The organism is Prevotella jejuni (genome assembly GCF_900187995.1).
GTDB classification, from domain to species: Bacteria; Bacteroidota; Bacteroidia; order Bacteroidales; family Bacteroidaceae; genus Prevotella; species Prevotella jejuni.
This window is the reverse complement of record NZ_FZNZ01000037.1, coordinates 1-22,726: the sequence shown is the minus strand read 5'-3', so window position 1 is coordinate 22,726 and position 22,726 is coordinate 1. Positions and strand designations below refer to the sequence as shown.

The following is a 22,726-nucleotide window of genomic DNA, read 5'->3' as shown; positions in this document are numbered from 1 at the left end:
AGAAGATGGTAATTTTTGATGTAGAGAATCCTTCTGAAGAGGAACTTCGGGCGATAGATGTACATGTGTTACTGCCACAACAGGAGCCTTTCGTAATGATTGGAACACTGGTACATTTTGATAAGACACTTACTGTTACGGAGACTGAGGTGCAGAAAAGCAATATCTTTGTAGATGATGATTGTTTTTCAGCTTCGGGTTTGATGGAGAATATCGCCCAAACCTGTGCAGCCCGCATAGGATATGTCAATAAGTACATCCTAAAAAAGGGAATCCAATTGGGCTTTATCGGTGCTGTTCGTAACTTTGAAGTTATTGATTTACCCCATGTTGGAGACGTCATAACGACTCGTGTAGAGGTAAAAGAAGAAGTGTTTGGTATGACATTGGCTGAAGCAAGCATAACATGCGGCGATAAAGTGCTCGTCACATCAGAGATAAAGATAGCCGTTAAGGAGCAAGAAGACGCTTGAAGAAGGAAGGAATTCTGTAATAAATGAAAGAATTAAAAGCATCAAAAACGTTTGCAGTTCGCTTCAGTGAGGTTGATTCCATGAATGTTGTATGGCATGGTTCTTATCCTCTTTACTTTGAAGATGCACGTGAAGCATTTGGGAAGCAGTATGGATTGGAGTACATGGGATTCTTTGATCATGGCTATTTTGCGCCATTAGTCGACCTCTCCTTCCACTACAAGAAGCCAATTAGATATGGGATGACGCCTCGTATAGACATTATCTATCGTCCAACAGAGGCTGCAAAGATAGTCTTTGACTATGAGATTCATGATGCAGAAGATGACAGTCTGATAGCAACAGGACACTCCGTACAGGTGTTTATGGACCTCAACTATCAGTTAGTGTGGGATAATCCTCCATTTTATCAGCTGTGGAAAGAACGCTGGGGACAGGTGGATAAGAATTAATAATGTACAGGAAAGGATAAGAAGAAATCATGGTTTACGTTTTAGCTGATAATATTATCTCTCCTCTGGGCGACACATCAGAGGATAATTACCAGGCTGTAAAGGCTGGTAAGTCGGCTATTCGTGCCTATGCACCAATGACGGATGGTATCCCAGACGGTTTCATTGCATCCTTGATGTCAGCCGACTTTGAAGACTTAGTCTTTCGTTCTGCAGGCAAGGCCATTGATGACTCGGGTATTAATGTAGCCGATGACCGTTCTGTTTTCATTCTAAGTTCTACTAAAGGGGCGATAGAAAGATTAGGGGAAGAGGCCGACGAAAGACTATATCTGGGTGAGACTGCCCAACGAATTGCCACTCGGTTAGGTTTTACAACCCATCCAGTAGTGGTATGTAATGCTTGTATATCAGGTTGTGCAGCAATAATCTTGGCTTCTCGACTGTTACAGTTAGGAGTGTATGATAACGTTGTAGTCTGTGGTGCTGATAGTCCTCAACGCTTTATTATCTCTGGTTTCCAGTCACTTAATGCCATGTCAACGGAGACTTGTAGACCTTTCGACATAGAGCGTCAGGGTCTGAATTTAGGTGAAGCAGCAGCAACGGTGGTACTGAGCAGTCGTTTTCCTTCTGGTACTTCAGCTATTGGTAGGTCTGATAATCGGGTTTGGACGATAGGACATGGATATGTAAAAAACGACGCTTTCCATATCAGTGCACCATCGAAGACGGCAGAAGGACTGCTTGAAGCCTTACAGCAGACGATGGAAAATGTTGAGAAAGATGATTTAGCTTTCGTCAATGCACACGGAACTGCTACACTTTTCAATGACCAAATGGAGTCTATTGCTATTCAGCGAGCAGGCCTTTCTGATGTTCCTGTCAATGCTTTAAAGGGTTATATCGGTCATTCTTTAGGTGCAGCAGGAGTCTTTGAGACCATTCTCTGTATGAAATCTGTCGATGATCACACCATCCTAGGGACTCGTGGATATGACGAAATAGGCGTCTCTGGTAAAGTTATGCTGTCTGTAGAGCACAGTCCAACTCATAAGACAGGGTTTATCAAGATGCTTTCAGGCTTTGGCGGATGTAATGCTACTCTCTATGCGAAGTCTGTTGAAAGCTCTTCTGTATCTTTAAAAGAAAGGAGAGAGCGTATCCCTTCAGTATTCAGAAAGACGCATCATGTGCGTATCAGTCCTGAAGGAGCATGGCTTGATGGTGGATGTCTCCCTGTTGAAGGTGAACCAAACGAGAAGAGTTTGCTCACAACAATCTATAAAAAGATGATAGGGGATTATCCAAAGTATTATAAAATGGATGGTCTCTGTCGGTTGGGTTTCATTGCTTCAGAGCTCTTGTTGCAGACAGAAAAGGCGGAAGGAATATCTATAAAAGAACATCAAAGGAACCGAGGAGTGGTACTTTTCAATCGCTCTTCATCTATTTCCTCTGATAAAAAATACTTAGCTTCAATTGCAGACAAGGAGAATTATTTTCCAAGTCCGTCCGTCTTTGTGTACACCTTACCGAATATTGTTACTGGTGAGATAGCCATTCGCAATGACTATCATGGTGAGACATCTTTCTATATTCTGCCTGAAAAGAATGAAGAGCAGATGCAGACATTGATACAAACGGCTTTCTTAGACCGCCAAACAACAAGCTTATTGACTGGATGGATAGATTATGAAGACCGTGAACACTATGAAGCCGATATGTATATAGCATCTATTAATAAGGCGTAATAATTAACAATAAAACAGAAAAATCATATTATATATAAAATAGACATAACAATGAATGAGTTAGTAAAAGAACTAAAGGACGAGATTATAGAGGCTTTGAACCTCGAAGAAATGACAGCTGACGATATTGATGAGAACGAGCCTCTCTTCGGTGAAGGTCTGGGATTAGACTCAATCGATGCTTTGGAGTTGATTGTTCTTTTGGAAAAGAAGTACGGTATCAAGTTGGCAGACCCTGCTGAAGGTAAGAAAATCTTCACCAGTGTGGCTTCTATTGCCGACTATGTCAGCAAGAACCGAAAGAAATAAAGCTACTTTGTGGGTAATAATATCGAACGGATAAACCAATAAAATGAATATTGCAGTTACTGGCGAAGGCATAATCTCTGCTATTGGCTTTAACAAACAAGAGGTGTTACGGTCATTGATAGCGGAGGAGAGTGGTATTGGGAGGCTAAAGCATCTTCAATCAGTTCATCATGAATTGCCTGTTGGAGAGGTTGATTTGGCGAATGAACAGATGAAAGAGATGCTTGGAATCCCTGTCTCTCAGATGATGAGCCGTACAGCCTTGATGGGTACCATTGCTGTTCGTCAGGCATTAATGGATGCTGGATTCAGTGTAGATGACATCCTTGCACGTAAGAAAAAGGGTGAGAGTCTGCGCATAGCACTTGTCTCTGGGACAACAGTAGGTGGGATGGATATCACTGAGCTCTACTTTGATCATATTGCGGAAGACGACAATGTATCTTTCCTTCGGCATCATGATTGTGGTAGTTGCACGAACACTATGGCTGATTACTTTGGCATCTTCACGGAAGTAACGACTTTGTCTACTGCGTGTTCTTCGGCAGCTAATGCTATTATGTTTGGTGCACGGCTGCTGAAAGATCATCAAGCTGACATCGTAATAGCTGGTGGTACTGAGTCTTTATCTCGCTTTCACCTCAATGGCTTCAATTCATTAATGATTCTTGACCATGAGCGTTGTCGTCCGTTTGATGCTACAAGGGGTGGTCTGAATTTGGGTGAAGGTGCGGCTTTCGTTGTGTTAGAGTCAGAGGAGTCTGCCAATAAACGTGGTGTAAATGTCCATGCATATCTTACGGGATATGGTAATGCCTGTGACGCATATCATCAAACAGCATCGTCTGAAGATGGCGAAGGCGCTTATCTTGCTATGAAAGAGGCCTTGGACATGGCACATCTCACTCCGAAAGATATTCAATATGTTAATGCTCACGGAACAGGAACACCTAATAATGATCAAAGTGAGAGTGTTTCCTTACGTCGCATCTTCGGTGATGAGCTCCCATTGATATCCAGTACAAAGTCTTTTACTGGTCACACTACGAGTGCGTCAGGAAGTATTGAGGCTGTTATCTGTATCTTAGCGATGCAGAACCATTTTGTTCCAGCCAATTTAGGTTGGGCACATCAGATGGAGAAGGGTATTACTCCGACCTTAGGCAAACAGAGTGTCGCGTTGGAAAACGTACTCTGTAATTCCTTTGGCTTTGGTGGTAACAACTCTGCTTTATTGTTTTCTGCCCATCCAACAACCACAGAAGAACAAGTTGAAACAGGGAAAGATATTAAGGTCTTGTCCCGTGTTGAACTTACTTCAAAGGAACAGTTGGAAGACATCCGTAAGTATGTCAAGCCTTTAGAGGCACGTCGTATGGGCAAAATCATGAAGAGTTCGTTGCTTTCTTCTTTGGAAGCATTGTCCCAAGCAGGCGTTGAAAAACCTGATGCCATCATAACTGGAACGATGTATGGTTGTTTGGAATATAGCGAACGACTGTTGGAACAGATGAAGGAGGAGGGTGAGACAATGCTGAAACCCACTTATTTCATGCAAAGTACACATAATACTATAGGTAGTAATATCGCCATTAAAACGCACTGTCACGGCTATAATGTTACCTATACACAGGGTTCGGAATCTTTGTCATGGGCATTGCGTGATGCAGAGATGCTATTAAAAGAAGGGAAAGCAAAGACAGTTCTTGTGGGATGTCACGATGAGAGTACTCCACTTTTTAATTCATTATTGAAGCGGGATGGGGCAGAAGAGCAGCCTTCAATCCATGCTATCGCAATGGTATTATCATGTGGCGAGTAGTTATCTTGTCCGTTATTCAGAGTTCTCTGTTGGCAGGAGGGCAGGTGTTTTTGAAGTTTGCACTTCAGAAAATGCTCCCTTTTGGCTGGACTCGTACGTTCTGGTGTAGCCTTTTATTGAATTGGCAGTTTGCTTGTAGTGGACTGTTATTTGGTTCAAGTTCCATACTTTGGATGTATATCGTTAAGCATTACCCTCTGAGTGTGGCTTATCCGATGATTAGTTTGAGTTATGTATTTGGACTTCTTGCAGCAATACTCTTTTTCCATGAGTCTGTTTCTGTGATGAAATGGGTAGGAGTGAGCCTGATAATATTAGGCTGTTGCTTGATTGCTAAGTAGAAAAATAAGATGTAAAATGAAAAAGTTATTGTTAATTTTGGTGGTGTTCTGTATCACCACGACGACTGTTTCAGCACAAGCTGTCAGTGAAGCAAAGATAAGACAGCAGATAGAAGCTGCCGCAGCAAGTATGAAAACCATGCAATGTGATTTCGTTCAGACGAAGTTTCTCCGCATGTTGAATGATAAGATGGTGTCACGTGGTAAGATGTATTACCAGCAAAGTGATAAACTCCGTTGGGAGTACACCTCGCCTTATGCCTATGCTTTCGTACTGAATGGCTCACGTGTTCTGATCAGTAAGGGCAATCGCAATGATGTTATCAACGTCAATCAGAGTAAGTTCTTTAAGGAGATAGCACGCATAATGATGAACAGTGTTGTGGGAAAAGCCCTTAATGACAAACGTGATTTTAAGGTTAGTCTCTCTTCATCAGCAACCGAGTATGTCGCTACTCTCTATCCACAGCAGAAGCAGATGCAACAGATGTTTCAGAAGATTATCCTTCATTTCAACCGTCAAAAGGCAATGGTTGCCAAGGTTGAACTTATAGAAAAGCGTGGCGATTGTACAGTTATTGAAATGATGAATGTTAAAGTAAATAGTCCTATTAATGCGAAAGTATTTACTGTTAATTAGTATTCTTCTGCTTTCCCTCGCTTCTCTGACGGTACAAGCACAGGATAGTCTTATTGTTCAACAGGCTCCTTTGTTGGATAGTATAGGCTGTAAAACAAAGTATGCTACTACGATTGAACTGTCAAAAGGCTATCTCAGCGGTATTACTATCATGGTACGTGAGGCAGATGTTTATCATGGTGTCTTGTTCAATGAGTTTGGTATCACGGCATTAGAGTTCACTTATCAGCCTCAGACGAAGAAAGTAGAGTTGATAGAGGTCATTGCAATGCTTGATAAATGGTATATCCGTCGTGTGCTAAAAAATGACTTACAGCATGTTATGGAGAACCTTATGAAGGGTAATCCAACCTATAAAGATGAGAAATATCACATCAGTTACAAGTTTTCAGTGATGAGTAATGATGAAAATGCCAGTATAAAGGAGGGAGAGAACGATGCAACTGAAGAATAATTTATATAAGATAATTCGCAAGGAAGAGGTAGATCGTGTTGTGAATTACACCATCGAGCTAAGCCCTTCTTGTGTTATCTATGCAGCCCATTTCCCAGGTGAACCTATTACTCCAGGTGTATGTATCGTTCAAATGGGCAAGGAACTTGTTGAAGAACAACTCTCTGAGCAGTGTTCTACACCCTGTAAGTTGATGATTACAAAGGTGAAGAACGTGAAGTTCCTTTCTGTAATCTCACCCGGTGAAACATTACATCTCACGTATCAAGTGAAGAAATTGGTGATGTCAGAGGATGGAGCAAGTGTTGAAACACAGTTGATAGTACTCGCAGAAGAGAAGCTTATGGCAAAGATTTCCTTAGTATTGAGGACTGTATGATGAATGAGGAACTGAAGAAACAATTACGAAATAGAGGTATCTGTGTTATCATTCCCACCTATAACAATGACACAACGATAAAGACAGTAGTGGAGAAGAGTCTGCTCTACTGTGACGATGTCATTGTCGTTACAGATGGGTGTACAGACTGTACTACCGACATTTTAGATGCCATTGATGGTATAACGATAGTGTCCTATCCGCAGAATCGAGGGAAAGGATATGCCTTGAAGATGGGGTTCAGAAAGGCTTTAGAAATGGGTTTCTCCTATGCTATCACTCTTGATGGGGATGGACAACACTATCCAGAGGATATCCCACTCTTCTTGAAAGCCAATCAAGAATACCCTCAATCCTTGATTATTGGTAGCCGACAGTTGGAAGGTGTCGACCGCTCCAAGGGTAGTTCCTTTGCTAATAAGTTCTCTAATTTCTGGTTTTATGTACAGACAGGAAGGGCTTTACCTGACACCCAGACAGGTTATAGGCTCTATCCTCTGCACCGTTTGTGCGGACTGTCATTGCTCACTTCACGCTATGAAGCAGAGTTGGAACTGCTTGTCTTTGCCTCTTGGCATGGTGTCAAGCTTGTCCCAATACCCGTACAGGTTTATTATCCGCCACGCAATGAGCGTGTAAGTCACTTCCGTCCGGGAAAGGATTTTGCACGTATCAGTGTTCTGAACACCGTCCTTTGTTTCTTGGCAGTGGTCTATGGACTTCCCTTACGACTGTGGCGAACACTGATGACTTTTCTTCGTACAGCTTACTCCTTACTCTTTTTCCTCTTTTTCACGCTGGTTGTCTTCACTCCTTTCGTATGGATTTATACGAAAGTCGGTAAGATGACCGAATGTCGTCGTTACCGTTTGCATCAGCTTATCTATCATGCTTCACGCTTTGTGATGATTCATCATGGTATTCCCGGTACGAAATATGAGTATAAGGTGGCTGAGGGTATCGACTTCAATAAGCCCCGTATTATCATCTGTAACCATCAGTCGCATCTTGATTTGATGTGCCAGCTGGTTTTCACACCGAAGATTGTCTTCCTCACCAATGCTTGGGTATGGAACAATCCCTTCTATGGTTCACTCATTCGAAACGCAGAATATCTACCTGTTAGGGAGGGATTGGATGAGATAATGCCCCATTTACGTTCATTGATAGAGCGTGGCTACAGCATAGCCGTCTATCCTGAAGGGACAAGATCTAAGGATTGTCGTATCGGAAGGTTTCATCAAGGAGCGTTCTATATGGCACGTGAGTTTGGCTTAGAAATACTTCCGATGATTCTTTATGGGCCTGGTAAAATTCTTCCAAAGACTGGTTGGCACCTCCATAAGGGTAAATTCTTCGTTGAAGTGGACAAACCACTGACACAAGAGGAACTCTCTGCCATGGGTGATCTGAAGCAACAGGCTTCCACAATGCGCAAGCGTTACAAAGAGAAGTATGAAGAAATAGCTAACAGAATGGAACAATGACACAGCAGAAGAAGGTTATCATCATCGGAAGTGGCTTGGGTGGACTGTCCTGTGGGGCTATCCTTGCAAAGAATGGTTTTGACGTTACTGTACTTGAACAGGGTGTTCAGGTGGGTGGTTGTCTGCAATGTTTCTCCCGCCGTGGTGCAAAGTTCGAGACAGGAATGCATTTCATAGGTAGTGCAGCACATGGTCAGACCCTTGATAAGCTCATGCGTTACTTGGAGATAGACAAGACTGTGACGCTCTCACAGCTTGATCCTCAAGGTTATGATATCGTGGCATTGGGTGGGAAAAAGTATGCTTTTGCCAATGGCAGAGAGGCTTTTCTCAAGCAGCTGACGGACTATTTCCCTTCCCAGCATGACAATCTCGTTCGTTATTACGACCTTATTGAGGAGATTGCCAATGCCTCTTCACTTCATTCTCTTAAGTATGCAGACTCTGATTCGCCATTGAATATGGAGTATCAGCTGCGTTCTATCAATGCTGTTATTGATGAAGTAATCACCGATCCCTTGTTGGCTAAGGTCCTTGTGGGCAACCTTCCGCTCTATGCAGCAGAGAAAGACAAGACGCCTTTTGCCACACATGCCTTCATAATGGACTTCTATAACCAGAGTGCTTTCCGTGTTAAAGGGGGTAGTGACAGTATTGCTACAGCCTTAATGGGTACCATCAACCGTTATGGAGGTGAGGTCCTGACCCGTAAGAAGGTAACCCGTATCATCTGTGATGACACACATGCCGTTGGAGTAGAGGTGAATGGAAAAGACACTTTGCCCTGTGACATCATCATATCTGATGCCCATCCGATGCGTACCTTGGAACTGTTAGACACGAAACTGATTCGTCCTGCCTTCCGCAAACGTATTAATCATATCCCACAAACCGTGGGTGGATTCTCTGTTTATCTACATTTCAAGGAAAAGACGGTCCCTTATCTCAACTATAATTATTATGGTTATCAAGGCGATACACCGTGGGATTGTGAACGGTATTCGCCTGAAAGCTGGCCAAAAGGCTTCCTCTACATGCACTTCTGTCCAGAAGGCGACACGCAATATGCTTCCACGGGCGTCATCCTTTCTTATATGCAGATGGCTGATGTGGAGCAATGGAAGGGCACAAAGGTCGGGAGGAGAGGACAAGACTATGAGGATTTCAAACGCGAAAAGGCTGAACGACTCATCGATGTATTGGAAGAACACTTCCCCAACATACGTACTCAGATACAGAATTACTATACCTCCACACCGCTGACCTATCTTGATTACACTGGGACGGAGGGTGGCTCAATGTATGGCAATGCTAAGGATATCAGTTTGGGCAGTGCTTGTCGTGTTCCACAACGTACTAAGGTCCCAAATCTTTACCTCACTGGTCAGAACATAAATTCCCATGGAATGTTAGGCGTTTTGGTGGGAACGATTGTCACTTGCAGTGAGTTGTTGACGGCAAAGACCATCTATGAACAGATAAAGGAGGCTAACGAATGAAGACAACTGTGATAATTGGTGGAGGACTGGGTGGACTCTTTGCGGGTGCTATCCTTTCTCGTGAGGGTTTTAAGGTCACCGTTTTGGAGAAAAACGACACTGCGGGCGGTGGACTTCAAAACTTTCGACGCTTTGGAATGAAGTTCGATACGGGTATGCATGTCATCGGTGGGATGCGCCCTGGAGGTAATATCTATCGTATCTGTGAGTATCTCGGTATTGCAGACAAGGTGCAGTTGCGTGACGTTGACGATGATTGTACGGACAGTCTCTACTTTGCTGAGGACCAGACAACCTATCATATAAAGAAAGGTAAGGAGGGTTTTGTTAGTTCTCTGACTGAACATTTCCCTGAAGAACGGACAAATCTTGAAGCATACGTGGATGCTGTATATCGTCTGACGGATGAAACCGACCTCTTTTATCTGCGTCCTTCCAATGATGTCTTCCCTGTTCATTCGGAGGAATTCAACCTTGCTGCTGATGCTTTCATAGCGAAATACATTCAGAACCCTAAGCTTCGCAATGTCGTTGCATACATGAATCCACTCTATGGGGGCATGGCTGACGCAACACCTGCCTATGTTCATGCTATTGTGAGTGTGCTTTACATGCAGGGAGCGAGCCGCTTTGTGGGGGGGAGCGACCGCTTTGCACAGCTGTTAGTGTCTGTTATTGAGTCGGCAGGAGGCGAGGTCAGATGCAACGAGGGTGCAGAATGGGTGGAAGTAAACGACCGTCACGTTGACTATGTACGGTCTACGAAGGGGAACGAGTACCGTGCTGACCATTATATCTCAGCCATCCACCCCTGTGCTTTACTTCCTTTGCTGTCTGAAAAGGCGTTCCCCAAAGCTTATCGGACCAGGCTTAACGACATCCCGAATGCCTATTCAGCCTTCTCGGTATATGTGAAGTTCAAGCCAGAGACGTTCCCTTACATCAATCATTCAGAGTATTATATGACCCGATATGATAAGGTGTGGCACTTTGGTGAGCACCATGACACATGGCCGTTGGGCTTTCTTTTCATGACACCTCCTGAAGACAATCAAGGAAAATATGCTGATAAGGCGATTATTACAGCACCAATGATATTTGATGAGGTGGAGAAATGGGCGCAGACCACCGTCGGCAGAAGAGGAAAAGACTATGAGTTGTGGAAGAAAGAGCAGGCGCAGAAACTCCTTGAACGCATAGAAGAGATTCATCCGGGCTTCAATGCTTGTGTGGATAAGGTCAATACGGCATCTCCACTCACCATTCGTGACTATTACGGAGCCAAGGAAGGGACGATGTGTGGCTTCAGTAAGGACTATAAGAACACTGTTCTGTCACAGTTACCAGTAGTGACAAAGGTTGATAACCTGCTGCTTACGGGACAGTATAACAACCTTCCTGGTTTCTGTGGAGTACCTCTTACGGCAATAAATACCGTTGAGGCGATATTGGGGAGGAACTATGTGATAGGAAGACTCAACTCCATTCACGAACAGCTTTAGTCCAACTACAACCAGATTTACCTACAACCTTTCTCCAAAAGGGTAGGGACGTGGACACTTGGAATACGCCAAGTAGTTGGAGGATATTATGCTACGTCGGTTGTATGTGGGAGGAGATAAAAAGGATATGACGGCTAAGTGGATTGGATGAGATACATCAAGTCGGTTGGATATTAGTGTCATTTAAGTTGGAGAAGATTAACCAATAACTTGTCAACTCATCTACCTATCAACTCGTCAACTCCACAAAACAAAGTTAGAAATGAAGAAGTATTATACGCTTATCCTGGTGGCATTGCTCTTCTCTCTCTGCACTTTTGCACAGAAGGAGAAGCCACAACGGATCAATATATGGCAAGGAACGGCGGTTGGAAAGACTGTTATGATGACGCCATACTTGGCAAAAGGCAAGGGAAATGTTGCCGTTATTGTTTGTCCAGGTGGTAGTTATCTGTGGCATGACATGGGGGCTGAGGGTAAGGATGTGGGCGAGTGGCTGCAACGCAATGGTATCTCGGCTTTCGTTCTGCACTATCGGACGGCAGGTGTAGGGGCTTTCATGACTCCTTATCGTTATGTTTTCCGTGGCAATCGATATCCTGATGCACTCAATGACTTGCAACGTGCGATGCAATATGTCAAGGCACATGCCGAGGAAATGGGCATTGATGCCTCGCATGTGGCAGCTATGGGCTTCTCGGCTGGTGGTCATCTGGTGATGTCGGCAGCTGAGTTGTTACCCCGAGAGAAGCGCCCGTGGTTTGTCGTTCCCGTCTATCCTGTCGTCACAATGGTTGAACCTTGTGTCCATAAGCGTTCCCGTCGTGCCCTATTAGGCGACAGTCGGTTGCGCAATAAGCAGTTGCGCGATTCACTATCCTTGGAGTGTCATGTGCCGAAAGACTGTCCGCCAGTGTTCTTGGTCAACTGTAAAGACGACCCCATCGTGCACTATCACAATTCAGAACTGCTCGATTCGGCACTCACCCGACAGCATGTGCCCCATCGTTACATACAGTATAAGACAGGAGGACACGGCTTTGGAGCTTCCAACTATAAGGGAACGGCAGAGTGCCGACAGTGGAAAGAGGCGTTCCTAACGTGGTTTCACAGACTGGAGAAGCGTCGTTGACAGTGTCATCTGCCGTAATACAAGAAATTACAAAGCCTTTGTAATAAGATTACAGACGCCTTGTAGAAGTATTACAAACGGCTTGTAATTTTGCGAAAAGGCTGAGAACGCATTGCAAAAGACGTGATAAGGACAGCTACAAAGGCGCAGAACAGATAGTTCCATACGTATGGGACACATAAGAAAGACAACCTTTTAAATAACAATTAAAGATATATACAGCAATGGAGAAGACACAGTTTGATGACATCCGACCGTACAATGCAGAGGAGATTCCGGCTGCTATGGTACGCATAGCTAATAGTTCTTCCTTCCCACTCCTTGCCTCTTACGTCTATCCGGACGAACCTTTAGAGGCTGTTCGCAATCGTATTGCAGACTACAAGACTGTTCGTGATTTCCAAACGGAGACGATGCGCATTGTCAATGAGCGGGTTATAGAGCACAGTATTAAGGAGTTCACGTGTTCCGGAATTGACAAACTGAGCAGGGAGAGGCACTATCTCTTCGTGTCTAACCATCGTGACATCATGTTAGACTCCAGTTTGCTGCAGTATTACTTTGTTACGCAGGACTTTGAAACAACTGAAATAACCTTCGGAGCCAACCTGATGATTAATCAATTAGTGATAGATATCGGTAAATGTAACAAGATGTTTAAGGTAGAACGGCCTGGAAACAACATCAAAGATTTCTATCGTAGCTCCCGACATCTGTCTGATTATATTCGTTATGTCATCTCTGAGAAAGGAGAATCGGCATGGATTGCCCAGCGAAACGGTAGGACGAAGGATGGTAACGACGTCACTGACCAGGGTATTATCAAGATGTTCTGCATGTCATGTGCCGAAGATAAGATTAAAGCCATTGATGATTTGCACATCGTGCCTATTGCTGTGTCTTACGAGTGGGAGCCTTGTGACGTGCTTAAGACGCTCGAACTCTATGAATCACAGTTCTCTAAATATACCAAAAAGCCTGGGGAAGACCTCAATAGCATCCTCACGGGCATCGTACAAGAGAAGGGACGTGTACACTTTGAACTATGTGAACCCCTCTCTTATGCCGAACTTTCAAAGTTTGATGGACTGACAAACAACGATTATCACAAGCAGGTGGCACGCCTGATAGACCGTCGTATCCGTGCTGCTTATAGGCTTTATCCAAACAATTACATAGCCTATGACCTGCGATATGGTACAACAAAGTACAAACACTGCTACACCGTGGCAGAGAAAGAAGCGTTCCTAAAACGCCTGCAGACGCTGGAACAGTATGACACCTGCGACATTGACAAGCTCAAAGACATATTCCTAGGGATTTATTCGAACCCGGTAAACAATAAATAAGGATGACAGAAACAATACTGAAGCTATATGATTATCTGAGACGACACCGCCTTGTGGGGTTGGTTTCGTTCGTTGTTGTTACGCTGTTGCTGACTGTTTCAGTGCTACAGTTGGGCTATAAGGAGGATATTGCCGACTTTCTACCCGTGGATAGCAACCATCATAATGCGCTGAAGGTGTATCAGGACATATCAGGAGCAAATAAAATCTTTGCCGTTTTCCAGTATCGGGACACGACAAAGAGGGATGCTGATGCCATGGTAACGGCTGTTGACGCCTTTGTTGATGAGGTTCAACGGGCTGATACGGCGCATATCGTGCAGAACATGACGTCACAAGTGGACTTGGAGAAGATGACTTCCGTGACGAATTTCGTCTATCAGAACATCCCATATTTCCTTACTGAGCATGATTATGCCCGTATGGACAGTGCTCTTCGTAGTCCCGGATACGTTGACAAGCAGCTTCAGCAAGACAAGCAGATGCTGATGTTCCCTGCTGGTGACATCCTTTCGGACAACATACAACGTGACCCACTGAACCTCTTTACGCCTGTTGTGCAGAAACTTCAGCGTTCGGACACGGGTTTGAAGTATGAACTTTATGACGGACACATCTTCTCTCCAGATATGCAACGTGCCATTGTGATGATTGATTCACCCTATGGTGCAAGCGAAACGGAGAACAATACGCAGCTCATTAACATGCTGCAGGGATGTGGGAAACGGGTACTGGCACATGCAAAGAACCTTGATGTGCACATTATTGGCGGTCCGGTGATAGCCGTTGGGAATGCTTCCCAGATCAAATCAGACAGTATCCTCTCGGTAATTATTGCCGTAACGCTTATTATGGCGCTGTTGCTTTTCACGTTACGCAGCGTTCGGAACATCTCACTCATCGTCCTTTCTATTGCTTGGGGATGGCTCTTCGCCATGGGAGGGTTGGCTTTGTTCCATGACAGTGTGTCTATAATCGTCATCGGAATCAGCTCTGTTATACTCGGTATAGCCGTCAATTATCCGCTACACTTCATTGCTCACCTCAGTCATACACCTGATAAGAAGCGCGCATTGCGTGAGATTGTCATGCCGTTGTTGGTGGGTAACGTCACAACTGTTGGTGCTTTCCTTGCCCTTGTACCGTTACAGTCGGTGGCATTAAGGGACTTAGGACTCTTCAGCTCCTTCCTTTTGGTGGGTACCATCGTCTTTGTTCTGGTTTATCTGCCGCATATCACGAAGGAAACAAAGGAGGTTAAGCACACTTTCCTCGACCGTTTGAGTGATATCTCATTGGAGAATAAGCCCGTATTCGTGGCTATTGTCATCGTTCTGACGCTGGTTTTCGGCTATTTCAGCTTCCAAACACGGTTTGATGCAAACATGTCTAACATCAATTACATGACCGATGAGCAGAAAGAAGACATGGCTTACTTTCAGAAAATGATGACAGTGAACGGCGGATATCAGAAGGTTTACGCCGTAACAAGTGACTCTACAATGGACGGAGCATTGGAGAAGAGCCAGCGTTTGCAGCCCTCTTTGGACCGATTGGTACGTGAAAAGGCGGTGCATGACTACTCTTCTTGTAGTCAGTTTGTCGTGTCGAAGGCTGAACAGAAGCGCCGTTTGGCTCTGTGGGAGAGCTTTATTGAACGCCACAAGACCGAGCTTACGACGGCACTTCGGGGTGCCATGCAGGCGGAAGGCTTTGCTCCTGACAGCTTCAACGACTACTATTCACTGCTCAACAAGCGTTATCAGTCACAGCAACCAGCTTATTTCGCGCCGCTGACAACGACCCTTTTCGCAGGAAACATCAGTATTGACAAGGTGGAAGGACGGTATAACATCGTCAATGTGCTCTCTGTTAAGGACAAAGATATGCAGCAAGTGAAGGCGAAACTGGCTGATAAGGACTGTTTTAGCTTTGATATTACGAGCATGAACAGTGCCATTGCTAATCATCTTTCCAGTGATTTCAATTACATTGGCTTTGCTTGTGGACTGATAGTGTTCCTCTTCTTGTGGCTTTCCTTTGATAATCTGGAGCTGGCTTTACTCTCTTTCGTGCCTATGGCAGTGAGCTGGTTGTGGATATTAGGTATCATGTCACTGTGTGGAATGCAGTTTAATATTGTCAATATCATCCTTGCCACGTTCATATTTGGGCAAGGTGACGACTATACGATCTTCATGACTGAAGGGTCAATGTACGAGTATGCGTATCGAAGAAAGATGCTTGCATCGTATAAACACTCGATAATTATCTCAGCATTGATAATGTTTATCGGTATTGGAACGCTCATCATAGCACGTCATCCAGCACTCCATTCACTGGCAGAGGTGACCATTGCGGGTATGTTCTCCGTTGTTTTGATGGCTTATATCTTCCCTCCACTGATCTTTAACGTCCTTGTTAAGACACGTGGAACATACAGACGCCGACCGCTAAGACTGAAGAATCTTGCCGTGATGGGCTATTGTGCCGCCGTCTTCTTTAGTCAGTTGATAACGGTTTACGTGTTGGGATTCATTCTCTTTGGGCTTTTGCCGCAGTCGGAGAAGCGTCGACTATGGTTCAGAAGATACCAACAGCGGCTGTTCTTGTTCGACTTACGCCACATCCCAGGCGTCAGATTCCGTGTTGAAGGGATAACAAAGGAGACCTTCGGTACGGCTTCCATCATCGTTTGTAACCATCAGTCCATGCTCGATTCGGCTGTCTTCATGGCGTTAAGTCCGAAGACTATCCTCGTCTCTAATAGTAAGGTGAGTCGTAATAGGGTCATCCGAAAGATCTATCAGTGGAACGGTTTCATTACGTTAGACGATAAAAGCGCTATCAATGATGAGCTTGTAAGAGACTACATAGCCCACGGTTACAGTTTGGTGGTGTTCCCTGAGGGTAAACGTAATGACCGTTCAACCATCAGTAGGTTCCATAAAGGGGCATTCCTATTCGCAGAACGTTATGGACTTGACATCCAACCGTTCATCATTCATGGGCTTAACGTGGTTCTACCACGCAATAGTTTTCAGGTTTTCACGGGCTCTATCATGGTAAAAGGCTATGAGCGGGTGCGCCAGGATGGGCATACCACTTACTCAGAGATGACCTCCCGTGTGCATGCTTTCTATAAAGAGGAGTATGAACGACTGGCACGTGAGATTGAAACGGCAACCTATTTCGCCCCACTTGTTGAGGATCGGTATTGCTATAAGGGTGTGGAAATCTATCGTTCGGTGCATAAGAACATCAAGCGAAACGACTGTTTCACACGTTGGATAGACACTTCCGAGAGCTCTTCTGCCGTCTTGATAAAGAACAACGACCATGGTGAGTTTGCGCTTCTCTATGCTTTGGTGCATCCATCAGTGCTTGTCACGGTGCTGGAGGAGGATGAAAGCAAGCGTGCTCTGCTCACTTATTGTGCCAAGGGGATAGCCGATAACCTTCAGGTTACGGACCATGTGGATATGAAAGAGGCGGGGGAAGCAGGAATAAAGATTATAAGTTTATGATAAAACGCAGGTGATATGAAACAGATTTTATGTACATTCATCCTTTCATTTGCCGCCCTTGTGACGTCAGCACAGACGGTTTCAAACAAGAAGATGCCGTTCGTGGACGCCGACAGGACGGTCACTTTCCGTTACGTTAACAAGCAAGTGAAGCATGTAACGATAGAAGGTTCGTTTCCAAAGTCTATGTCTATGGTGGGGAAGGACGGTGCATGGGGTTATCGGACAGCACCTCTCCCATCGGAGATGTACACCTATCGTTTTGCAATAGGTGGTAAGAAGAAGGTTACAGACCCACTGAACCCGAACGTGGTATGCGACATTGACGACTCGTTGAGTTACTTTGTTGTGGGGGGATACCCTGGTTCTTTCTACATGGATAACAATGTTCCGCATGGTACGGTGCAGCAGTTGTGGTATCATTCGGAGTTCGACAAGAATATGAAACAGCGCCGACTGTCGGTGTATCTGCCTGCTGAATACAAGCAGAACCCACAGAAACGTTATCCAGTTCTGTATCTTCTGCATGGTACAGGAGGTGATGAACTGGCATGGTTGGGAATGGGCAGACTGGCACAAATCATGGATAACATGATTGCTCAACACAAGACAGTGCCGATGATTGTCGTCATGCCGAACGGAATAGCCGAATAGGACGCTGCTCCAGGGCACAGTCCTTACATGAAAACAAAGGCTTTGCACGTGAATGTCTCCTCATGGTTGGGACGTACAGAACGGGCTTTCCCAGTGGAGGTGATGCCCTTTATTGAGCACCAGTTCCGTACTTTGAACGACAAGAAGCACCGAGCAATAGCCGGACTGTCAATGGGCGGATTACACACAATAGCTATTACGGCGAACAATCCCGACCTTTTCGATTACGTGGGGCTCTTCTCTCCGCAGTCTGTGAGCTTCCTTACCGATGGAAACATCAAGTCGTTGAATAAAGTCACACGTGGATTGGATAAGTTTATGGCTAAAATGCCGTCGCTGTGGCAGCAGGGATACGACGAGAAACGGCCTCTTCTGACGGATGTTGACATGTATAAGGACCTCGACAAGAAGCTGCAACGGGAGTTTCAGAACCCTCCTGCACTTTATTATATAGCTATTGGTAAGAGTGACCCGTTGAAGCCCTTTGTTGATAAATACCGTTCAAGACTCTCGAGAATGGGCTGTATCTATATGTATAATGAGACTTCTGGCGGTCATACATGGGAGAACTGGCGCCGTTACTTACTAAACTTTCTCCCTCGATTATTCACGAATAAATAAGTAAAAGATATGAAAGAAGAGATTCGTAAGAGATTAGAAGAGGTGTTGCCAATCGTAGATTTCGATTCAGATTTCCTTTTTCAAGAACTTGATTCGCTTGGAATTACGACGATTCTGATGACACTTTCGGATATGTATGGTATTGAATTAGACCGTAAAGACGTGACACCAAAGAACTTCAAGTCGCTTGATAGTCTGGTGGAACTTGTAAAAACAAAACTCAGCGAGAATGCAAATTGAGGATAAACTACGGCAGTACGCTGAACAGCAACCCCATAAGACGGCACTTATCTGTGGTGATGTGGCCTACACCTATGGGCAACTGTGGCAGGATGTGACGGCGAAAATGGATGCTATGGGGGATGTGAAGGGACGATTGGTGCCCCTCATTGCTACGTCAACAGCCGACTTTCTCATTACATATTTTGCTGTTCATGTGGCTGGAGCAGTGGCTGTTCCGTTGCATAAGGACCTTCCGAAGAGTAAGCTGGACGAATATTCAGCACGTCTTTCACGGGGTTCTGCACCTGAAGGGGTGGCTGATATCCTTTTTACTACGGGTACTACGGGCAATGCCAAGGCGGTGATGATTAGTCATCAAACGATATGGGCGAACGCTGAAAACCTTGTTTTCTCACAGGGGTTTAGCTCTGATGTGACGTTTATCATCAATGGTCCGCTAAATCATATCGGTAGTTTGTCGAAGGTTTATCCAACGATTTATGTCGGAGGGACCATCCATATCATCGACGGAATGAAGGATATCAAAGCTTTCTTCGATGTTATAGACCGTACGGAGGGGAAGATTGCAACGTTTCTTGTACCTGCTGCCATCCGAATGCTCGTCGCACTGTGGGCTAAGGAGCTACAGAAGGTTGCTCAGAAGGTGGACTTCATTGAGACGGGAGCAGCTCCAATGGCTGCCTCGGATATGCGAAAATTCTGTGAGTTGCTACCTATGAGTAGACTGTTTAATACTTATGCTTCGACGGAAACGGGTATTATCTCTACGTATAACTTCAACGATGGCGAGTGTCTTGCTGGTTGTGTGGGACGGGCTATGCGCCATGCTCAGTTCTTCATTACGCCCGATGGGCACGTTGCCTGCAAGGGATTGACGCTGATGACGGGCTATTGGGAGGACGAAGAGGCTACGCGGCGTGTGCTGAAAGACGGTGTTGTGACGACAGCCGACTTGGGTTTCATTGATGATGAAGGGCGTTTGCGCCTGCAGGGTAGGGGCGATGACACCATCAACGTGGGTGGATATAAGGTGGCACCGTCTGAAGTGGAGGACGCTGCGTTGGCTTTTCATGGCGTGAAAGACTGTATCTGCGTTCCTGCTGAGCACCCTGTGATGGGTACAGTGGTAAAGTTGATAGTCGTACCGCACACCGATTACGATAAGAAACAGTTGATTCTGTTCCTTAAGGAGAGACTTGAAGCCTATAAAGTGCCACTCCTCTATGAAGAGTCCACTGCTATCCGTCGTACGTTCAATGGCAAAATTGATCGTAAGTCATACGTTATTACATCAAAAAATACTTGATGCTTTCTGGCGTTTCAGTCTTTTCCATTGCCACAATGTTAGCAAAACTGTATTATGAAATCTTGTGTTTGTAAGTTCTTTTGTCGCTCCTTTCGTATGAATAAGACAGTATCTTTGTGTTTATCTGTTAGAGCGTGTGGTAGCTAATAGGTCTTTTGATCTGTGATGAAAAACTACAACAAAAGAATACAAGTTTGTTCTTATATCAAGAAGGTAGAAACTGCAGGAATTGATTTCATAACTATTTATAAATCAGATGTTTGTATTTATGAAGAGAAAAGGGCCTTGTCAAGACCCAAGAAGGGCGTCTTCAAGCCTCAAGAAGGGCATATTCTTGGATGCAGAAGGGCGTCTTCTTAAAGCTTAGTGGGCATGTGTTAGTTGTAAGCAAGACGAAAATAGTTTACATATTGATTATTCATGGGTTATAGAGGGACTGTCCTTTAAATGTGCAGATAATTTTCATGAAGTCTATATAAATTAGCTGATGTTATGTGTCTTTACGCAAGTTCAACATAGAACTGCAATCCCAAGTGCTGATGCAGTTTAATAATCTATACCTGAAAACACAGAGGCGCTTGGGGGAGAGCAGCCCCTGTGAGTGGAAAATCAATGAGCAATGCATAAAAAAAGGAGACCTCTGTCTCCCAAAGATTAATTAATTTTGCATTGCAATGTACAAACAATTAACCTCGGAACAAAGGTACACAATTTCTGTGCTACTCCAAAATAGAACGAAACAAAAAGAGATTACCGAGGCAATAAATGTAAGTACAAGTACAGTGTCTAGCGAGATAAGACGTAATAGTGGAGTCAGAAGACACTATAATTGGGAAACTGCTCAAGCAAATGCAGTACAAATAAGGCGCAGAAAGCCAGGCAATCGTTCAGTTGACAAGGATGTCATGGAAGAAGCGAAACGCCTTCTTGTTACCGAGCAATGGTCTCCAGAATAAATATCTGGTGTATTGGCTAAGGACGGTAAATATATTATGTTGTTTATGAGAAAACTTAAAAAGGGGGAAATGCCAAAGAACTGGCACGGACTGTAATATACTTACTATCTCCATTCAAAGAGCATGTCAAGTCTATTACAATTGACAATGGTACAGAATTCGCTTGTCATGAAATGATAGCTAAAAGCCTTGGTGCTACCATCTATTTTGCTGACCCATACGCTTCGTGGCAGAAAGGGGCTATAGAAAATGCTAACGGACTAATTAGGCAATACGTGCCAAAAAAAGAAACCTTTGAGCATATCAGCCAGCAACAAATCACGAAGTATTCAAAGAAAATTAACATGAGGCCAAGAAAGAAATTAGATTTTAAAACACCACAGGACTGCTTTTACGAACTAATTAAGTAAATTTGCACTTGCTTGTTGAATTCACGCTTTTTAATGCCACAAATATCTGCAATTTCCTTCAGATATGAATTGGTTCGCTGATTGGTTAGCATTGGGAAGAGTTTACCATCACGATAGGTCTTGCCACTATACTTTTCAATGATATTCTTCGGAATATCCAATAAAAGAACATTTGTTGCAACACTCGTCTTCTGTCGTTTTGTCATTATCCATTGTTTGTCATCAAGGGTAACAATGTTCTCGGGAGTAAGGTTAGCCACATCAATGTACGCCAAGCCTGTGAAGCACGAGAATACGAATAAGTCACGAACCAATTCCAAGCGTTGTATGCCCAGATTCTTATTGGCTATCTTCAAAATCTTTTCATCTGTCAAGAAACCACGATTGACAGGCTCAAGGTGAAAGCGATGATTAAGAAAAGGATCATGATGAATTACGCCCATTTTTCTTCCTAAAATCGTAATAGTCTTGAAAGTTTTCATTGTCTTGGTAGCTGTATTCGGGTTCTGACCAACTACTGTGCGAAGGAAAATATCAAAGTCGTGTATGATGATATAGGTGAGCTCAGACAAGCGTATGTCCGAACGTTTGTACTTATCCTGCAAGAAAGTCGTGAAGTGTCGTTTGCAGACATTATATTTCTGAAAAGTGGCAGCACTTACAGATATGCCCACTTGCTTAGCAATATCTTTGTTGTGCTTATCGAAGAGTGTCATCATCGTTTCTACCTCTTCTTTCTTGCCGAGATACTCCGACTTAATACGTTCTAAAGAAATGGCATCTGTCATTTCCAACTTTTTGAAGATCGTCTGCAATCCGCTTTGGATGTTATCCAACTCGAGATTAGTAGAAAGAGCCTCTGTGGTTCTTCCCTTCAGTCGTTCTTTTTCACTATCCCATTGCGACTGCTGAACGGCTATGCCTGTTGAGCCAATGGAAAGTCGTTCGTTGTTGAGATAGATTCTCAACATCACGGGTGTTTTACCCTCCTTGTTCACATAGTTGCTTCTTAAATAGAAGACTGCTCTGAAAATGGTTTTCATTTGCGCTGCTGTTGTTTAATTGTAGCCATGGAAAGGAAAGTTGTAGCCAAAATTCAATAATTGTAGCCAGCTTCTAATAGAATTGTAGCCAAAAGATTGAATTATTAGCGAGATAAACTTCTGTAACCACGCTGCAAAGTTCGACATATTTATTTGAATAACAGCAATTTGCGTGTACTCTATGCGTACTCTGTACGAACTCTTGGCTACAATTTTTATTTTACCTCAAAAAGTGTAGCCAGATTGTAGCCATTGTAGAGTATTTAGGGAGTATTTACGGGTCAGTCCTAAAACCCAGTTGCAAGCCTACTCTCTTAAGCACACAATTTCATAAGCCTATATAAAAAGAAAGGAATATCTGTCACCCCTCTGA

Annotated in this window: 17 protein-coding genes and 3 pseudogenes; 19 read left to right on the top strand and 1 reads right to left on the bottom strand. The window is 44.1% G+C overall.

The window, feature by feature from the left end; all coding sequences use genetic code 11:
• The first annotated feature begins 5 nt into the window (after nucleotides 1-5).
• The 19 genes and pseudogenes from CHB62_RS12165 to CHB62_RS15495 all read left to right on the top strand — a co-directional run bounded on the left by CHB62_RS12165 (nucleotide 6) and on the right by CHB62_RS15495 (nucleotide 21,310).
• Complete coding sequence (locus CHB62_RS12165) at nucleotides 6-473, top strand: hotdog family protein (RefSeq protein ID WP_240616321.1); 468 nt, start codon at nucleotides 6-8, stop codon at nucleotides 471-473.
• 23 nt (nucleotides 474-496) lie between these two features.
• On the top strand, nucleotides 497-925 hold the full coding sequence (locus CHB62_RS12160; protein WP_009011785.1) for an acyl-CoA thioesterase: 429 nt from the start codon (nucleotides 497-499) through the stop codon (nucleotides 923-925).
• 29 nt (nucleotides 926-954) lie between these two features.
• The gene (locus CHB62_RS12155; RefSeq protein ID WP_089367046.1) at nucleotides 955-2,679 is read left to right on the top strand and encodes a beta-ketoacyl synthase N-terminal-like domain-containing protein; all 1,725 of its coding nucleotides are present in this window, start codon (nucleotides 955-957) and stop codon (nucleotides 2,677-2,679) included.
• A gap of 39 nt (nucleotides 2,680-2,718) precedes the next feature.
• Nucleotides 2,719-2,988 (top strand): phosphopantetheine-binding protein, encoded by a 270-nt coding sequence (locus CHB62_RS12150; RefSeq protein ID WP_254919384.1) that lies wholly within the window; start codon nucleotides 2,719-2,721, stop codon nucleotides 2,986-2,988.
• A gap of 43 nt (nucleotides 2,989-3,031) precedes the next feature.
• Nucleotides 3,032-4,810 carry a beta-ketoacyl synthase N-terminal-like domain-containing protein gene (locus CHB62_RS12145; RefSeq protein ID WP_089367045.1) on the top strand — a complete coding sequence of 593 codons (1,779 nt, stop codon included), beginning with the start codon at nucleotides 3,032-3,034 and terminating at the stop codon, nucleotides 4,808-4,810.
• Complete coding sequence (locus CHB62_RS12140; protein ID WP_042856151.1) at nucleotides 4,798-5,151, top strand: EamA family transporter; 354 nt, start codon at nucleotides 4,798-4,800, stop codon at nucleotides 5,149-5,151. Before CHB62_RS12145 ends, CHB62_RS12140 begins: the two co-directional genes overlap by 13 nt.
• 16 nt (nucleotides 5,152-5,167) lie before the next feature.
• The gene (lolA2, locus tag CHB62_RS12135; protein ID WP_009011789.1) at nucleotides 5,168-5,791 is read left to right on the top strand and encodes a flexirubin biosynthesis/transport protein LolA2; all 624 of its coding nucleotides are present in this window, start codon (nucleotides 5,168-5,170) and stop codon (nucleotides 5,789-5,791) included.
• The gene (locus CHB62_RS12130; protein WP_089367044.1) at nucleotides 5,766-6,245 is read left to right on the top strand and encodes a hypothetical protein; all 480 of its coding nucleotides are present in this window, start codon (nucleotides 5,766-5,768) and stop codon (nucleotides 6,243-6,245) included. The genes lolA2 and CHB62_RS12130 overlap by 26 nt, the downstream gene beginning before the upstream one ends.
• Nucleotides 6,229-6,624: an ApeI family dehydratase gene (locus tag CHB62_RS12125; protein ID WP_089367043.1), complete on the top strand. Its 396-nt coding sequence runs from the start codon at nucleotides 6,229-6,231 to the stop codon at nucleotides 6,622-6,624. Before CHB62_RS12130 ends, CHB62_RS12125 begins: the two co-directional genes overlap by 17 nt.
• The gene (locus CHB62_RS12120) at nucleotides 6,621-8,111 is read left to right on the top strand and encodes a 1-acyl-sn-glycerol-3-phosphate acyltransferase (protein WP_176414872.1); all 1,491 of its coding nucleotides are present in this window, start codon (nucleotides 6,621-6,623) and stop codon (nucleotides 8,109-8,111) included. Before CHB62_RS12125 ends, CHB62_RS12120 begins: the two co-directional genes overlap by 4 nt.
• A complete protein-coding gene (locus CHB62_RS12115; protein ID WP_089367042.1) occupies nucleotides 8,108-9,610 on the top strand; it encodes a phytoene desaturase family protein in 1,503 nt (500 codons plus the stop codon). The genes CHB62_RS12120 and CHB62_RS12115 overlap by 4 nt, the downstream gene beginning before the upstream one ends.
• On the top strand, nucleotides 9,607-11,112 hold the full coding sequence (locus CHB62_RS12110) for a phytoene desaturase family protein (RefSeq protein WP_089367041.1): 1,506 nt from the start codon (nucleotides 9,607-9,609) through the stop codon (nucleotides 11,110-11,112). The genes CHB62_RS12115 and CHB62_RS12110 overlap by 4 nt, the downstream gene beginning before the upstream one ends.
• A gap of 262 nt (nucleotides 11,113-11,374) precedes the next feature.
• On the top strand, nucleotides 11,375-12,244 hold the full coding sequence (locus tag CHB62_RS12105; protein WP_089367040.1) for an alpha/beta hydrolase: 870 nt from the start codon (nucleotides 11,375-11,377) through the stop codon (nucleotides 12,242-12,244).
• 224 nt (nucleotides 12,245-12,468) lie between these two features.
• The gene (locus tag CHB62_RS12100) at nucleotides 12,469-13,593 is read left to right on the top strand and encodes a lysophospholipid acyltransferase family protein (protein WP_089367039.1); all 1,125 of its coding nucleotides are present in this window, start codon (nucleotides 12,469-12,471) and stop codon (nucleotides 13,591-13,593) included.
• 2 nt (nucleotides 13,594-13,595) lie between these two features.
• Nucleotides 13,596-17,120 (top strand): MMPL family transporter, encoded by a 3,525-nt coding sequence (locus tag CHB62_RS12095; RefSeq protein ID WP_089367038.1) that lies wholly within the window; start codon nucleotides 13,596-13,598, stop codon nucleotides 17,118-17,120.
• Nucleotides 17,121-17,135: 15 nt separating this feature from the next.
• Nucleotides 17,136-18,395 (top strand): annotated as a pseudogene (locus CHB62_RS12090) (alpha/beta hydrolase-fold protein).
• Nucleotides 18,396-18,404: 9 nt separating this feature from the next.
• Nucleotides 18,405-18,635, top strand: coding sequence for a phosphopantetheine-binding protein (locus CHB62_RS12085; RefSeq protein WP_009011799.1), 231 nt, complete (start codon nucleotides 18,405-18,407; stop codon nucleotides 18,633-18,635).
• Nucleotides 18,625-19,944, top strand: coding sequence for a class I adenylate-forming enzyme family protein (locus tag CHB62_RS12080; RefSeq protein WP_089367037.1), 1,320 nt, complete (start codon nucleotides 18,625-18,627; stop codon nucleotides 19,942-19,944). Before CHB62_RS12085 ends, CHB62_RS12080 begins: the two co-directional genes overlap by 11 nt.
• 674 nt (nucleotides 19,945-20,618) lie before the next feature.
• Nucleotides 20,619-21,310, top strand: a pseudogene (locus CHB62_RS15495) (IS30 family transposase).
• Nucleotides 21,311-21,336: 26 nt separating this feature from the next.
• On the opposite strand, the pseudogene CHB62_RS12070 reads toward CHB62_RS15495, so the two are convergent.
• Nucleotides 21,337-22,353, bottom strand: a pseudogene (locus CHB62_RS12070) (phage integrase SAM-like domain-containing protein); the annotation flags it as partial.
• Nucleotides 22,354-22,726 lie beyond the last annotated feature (373 nt).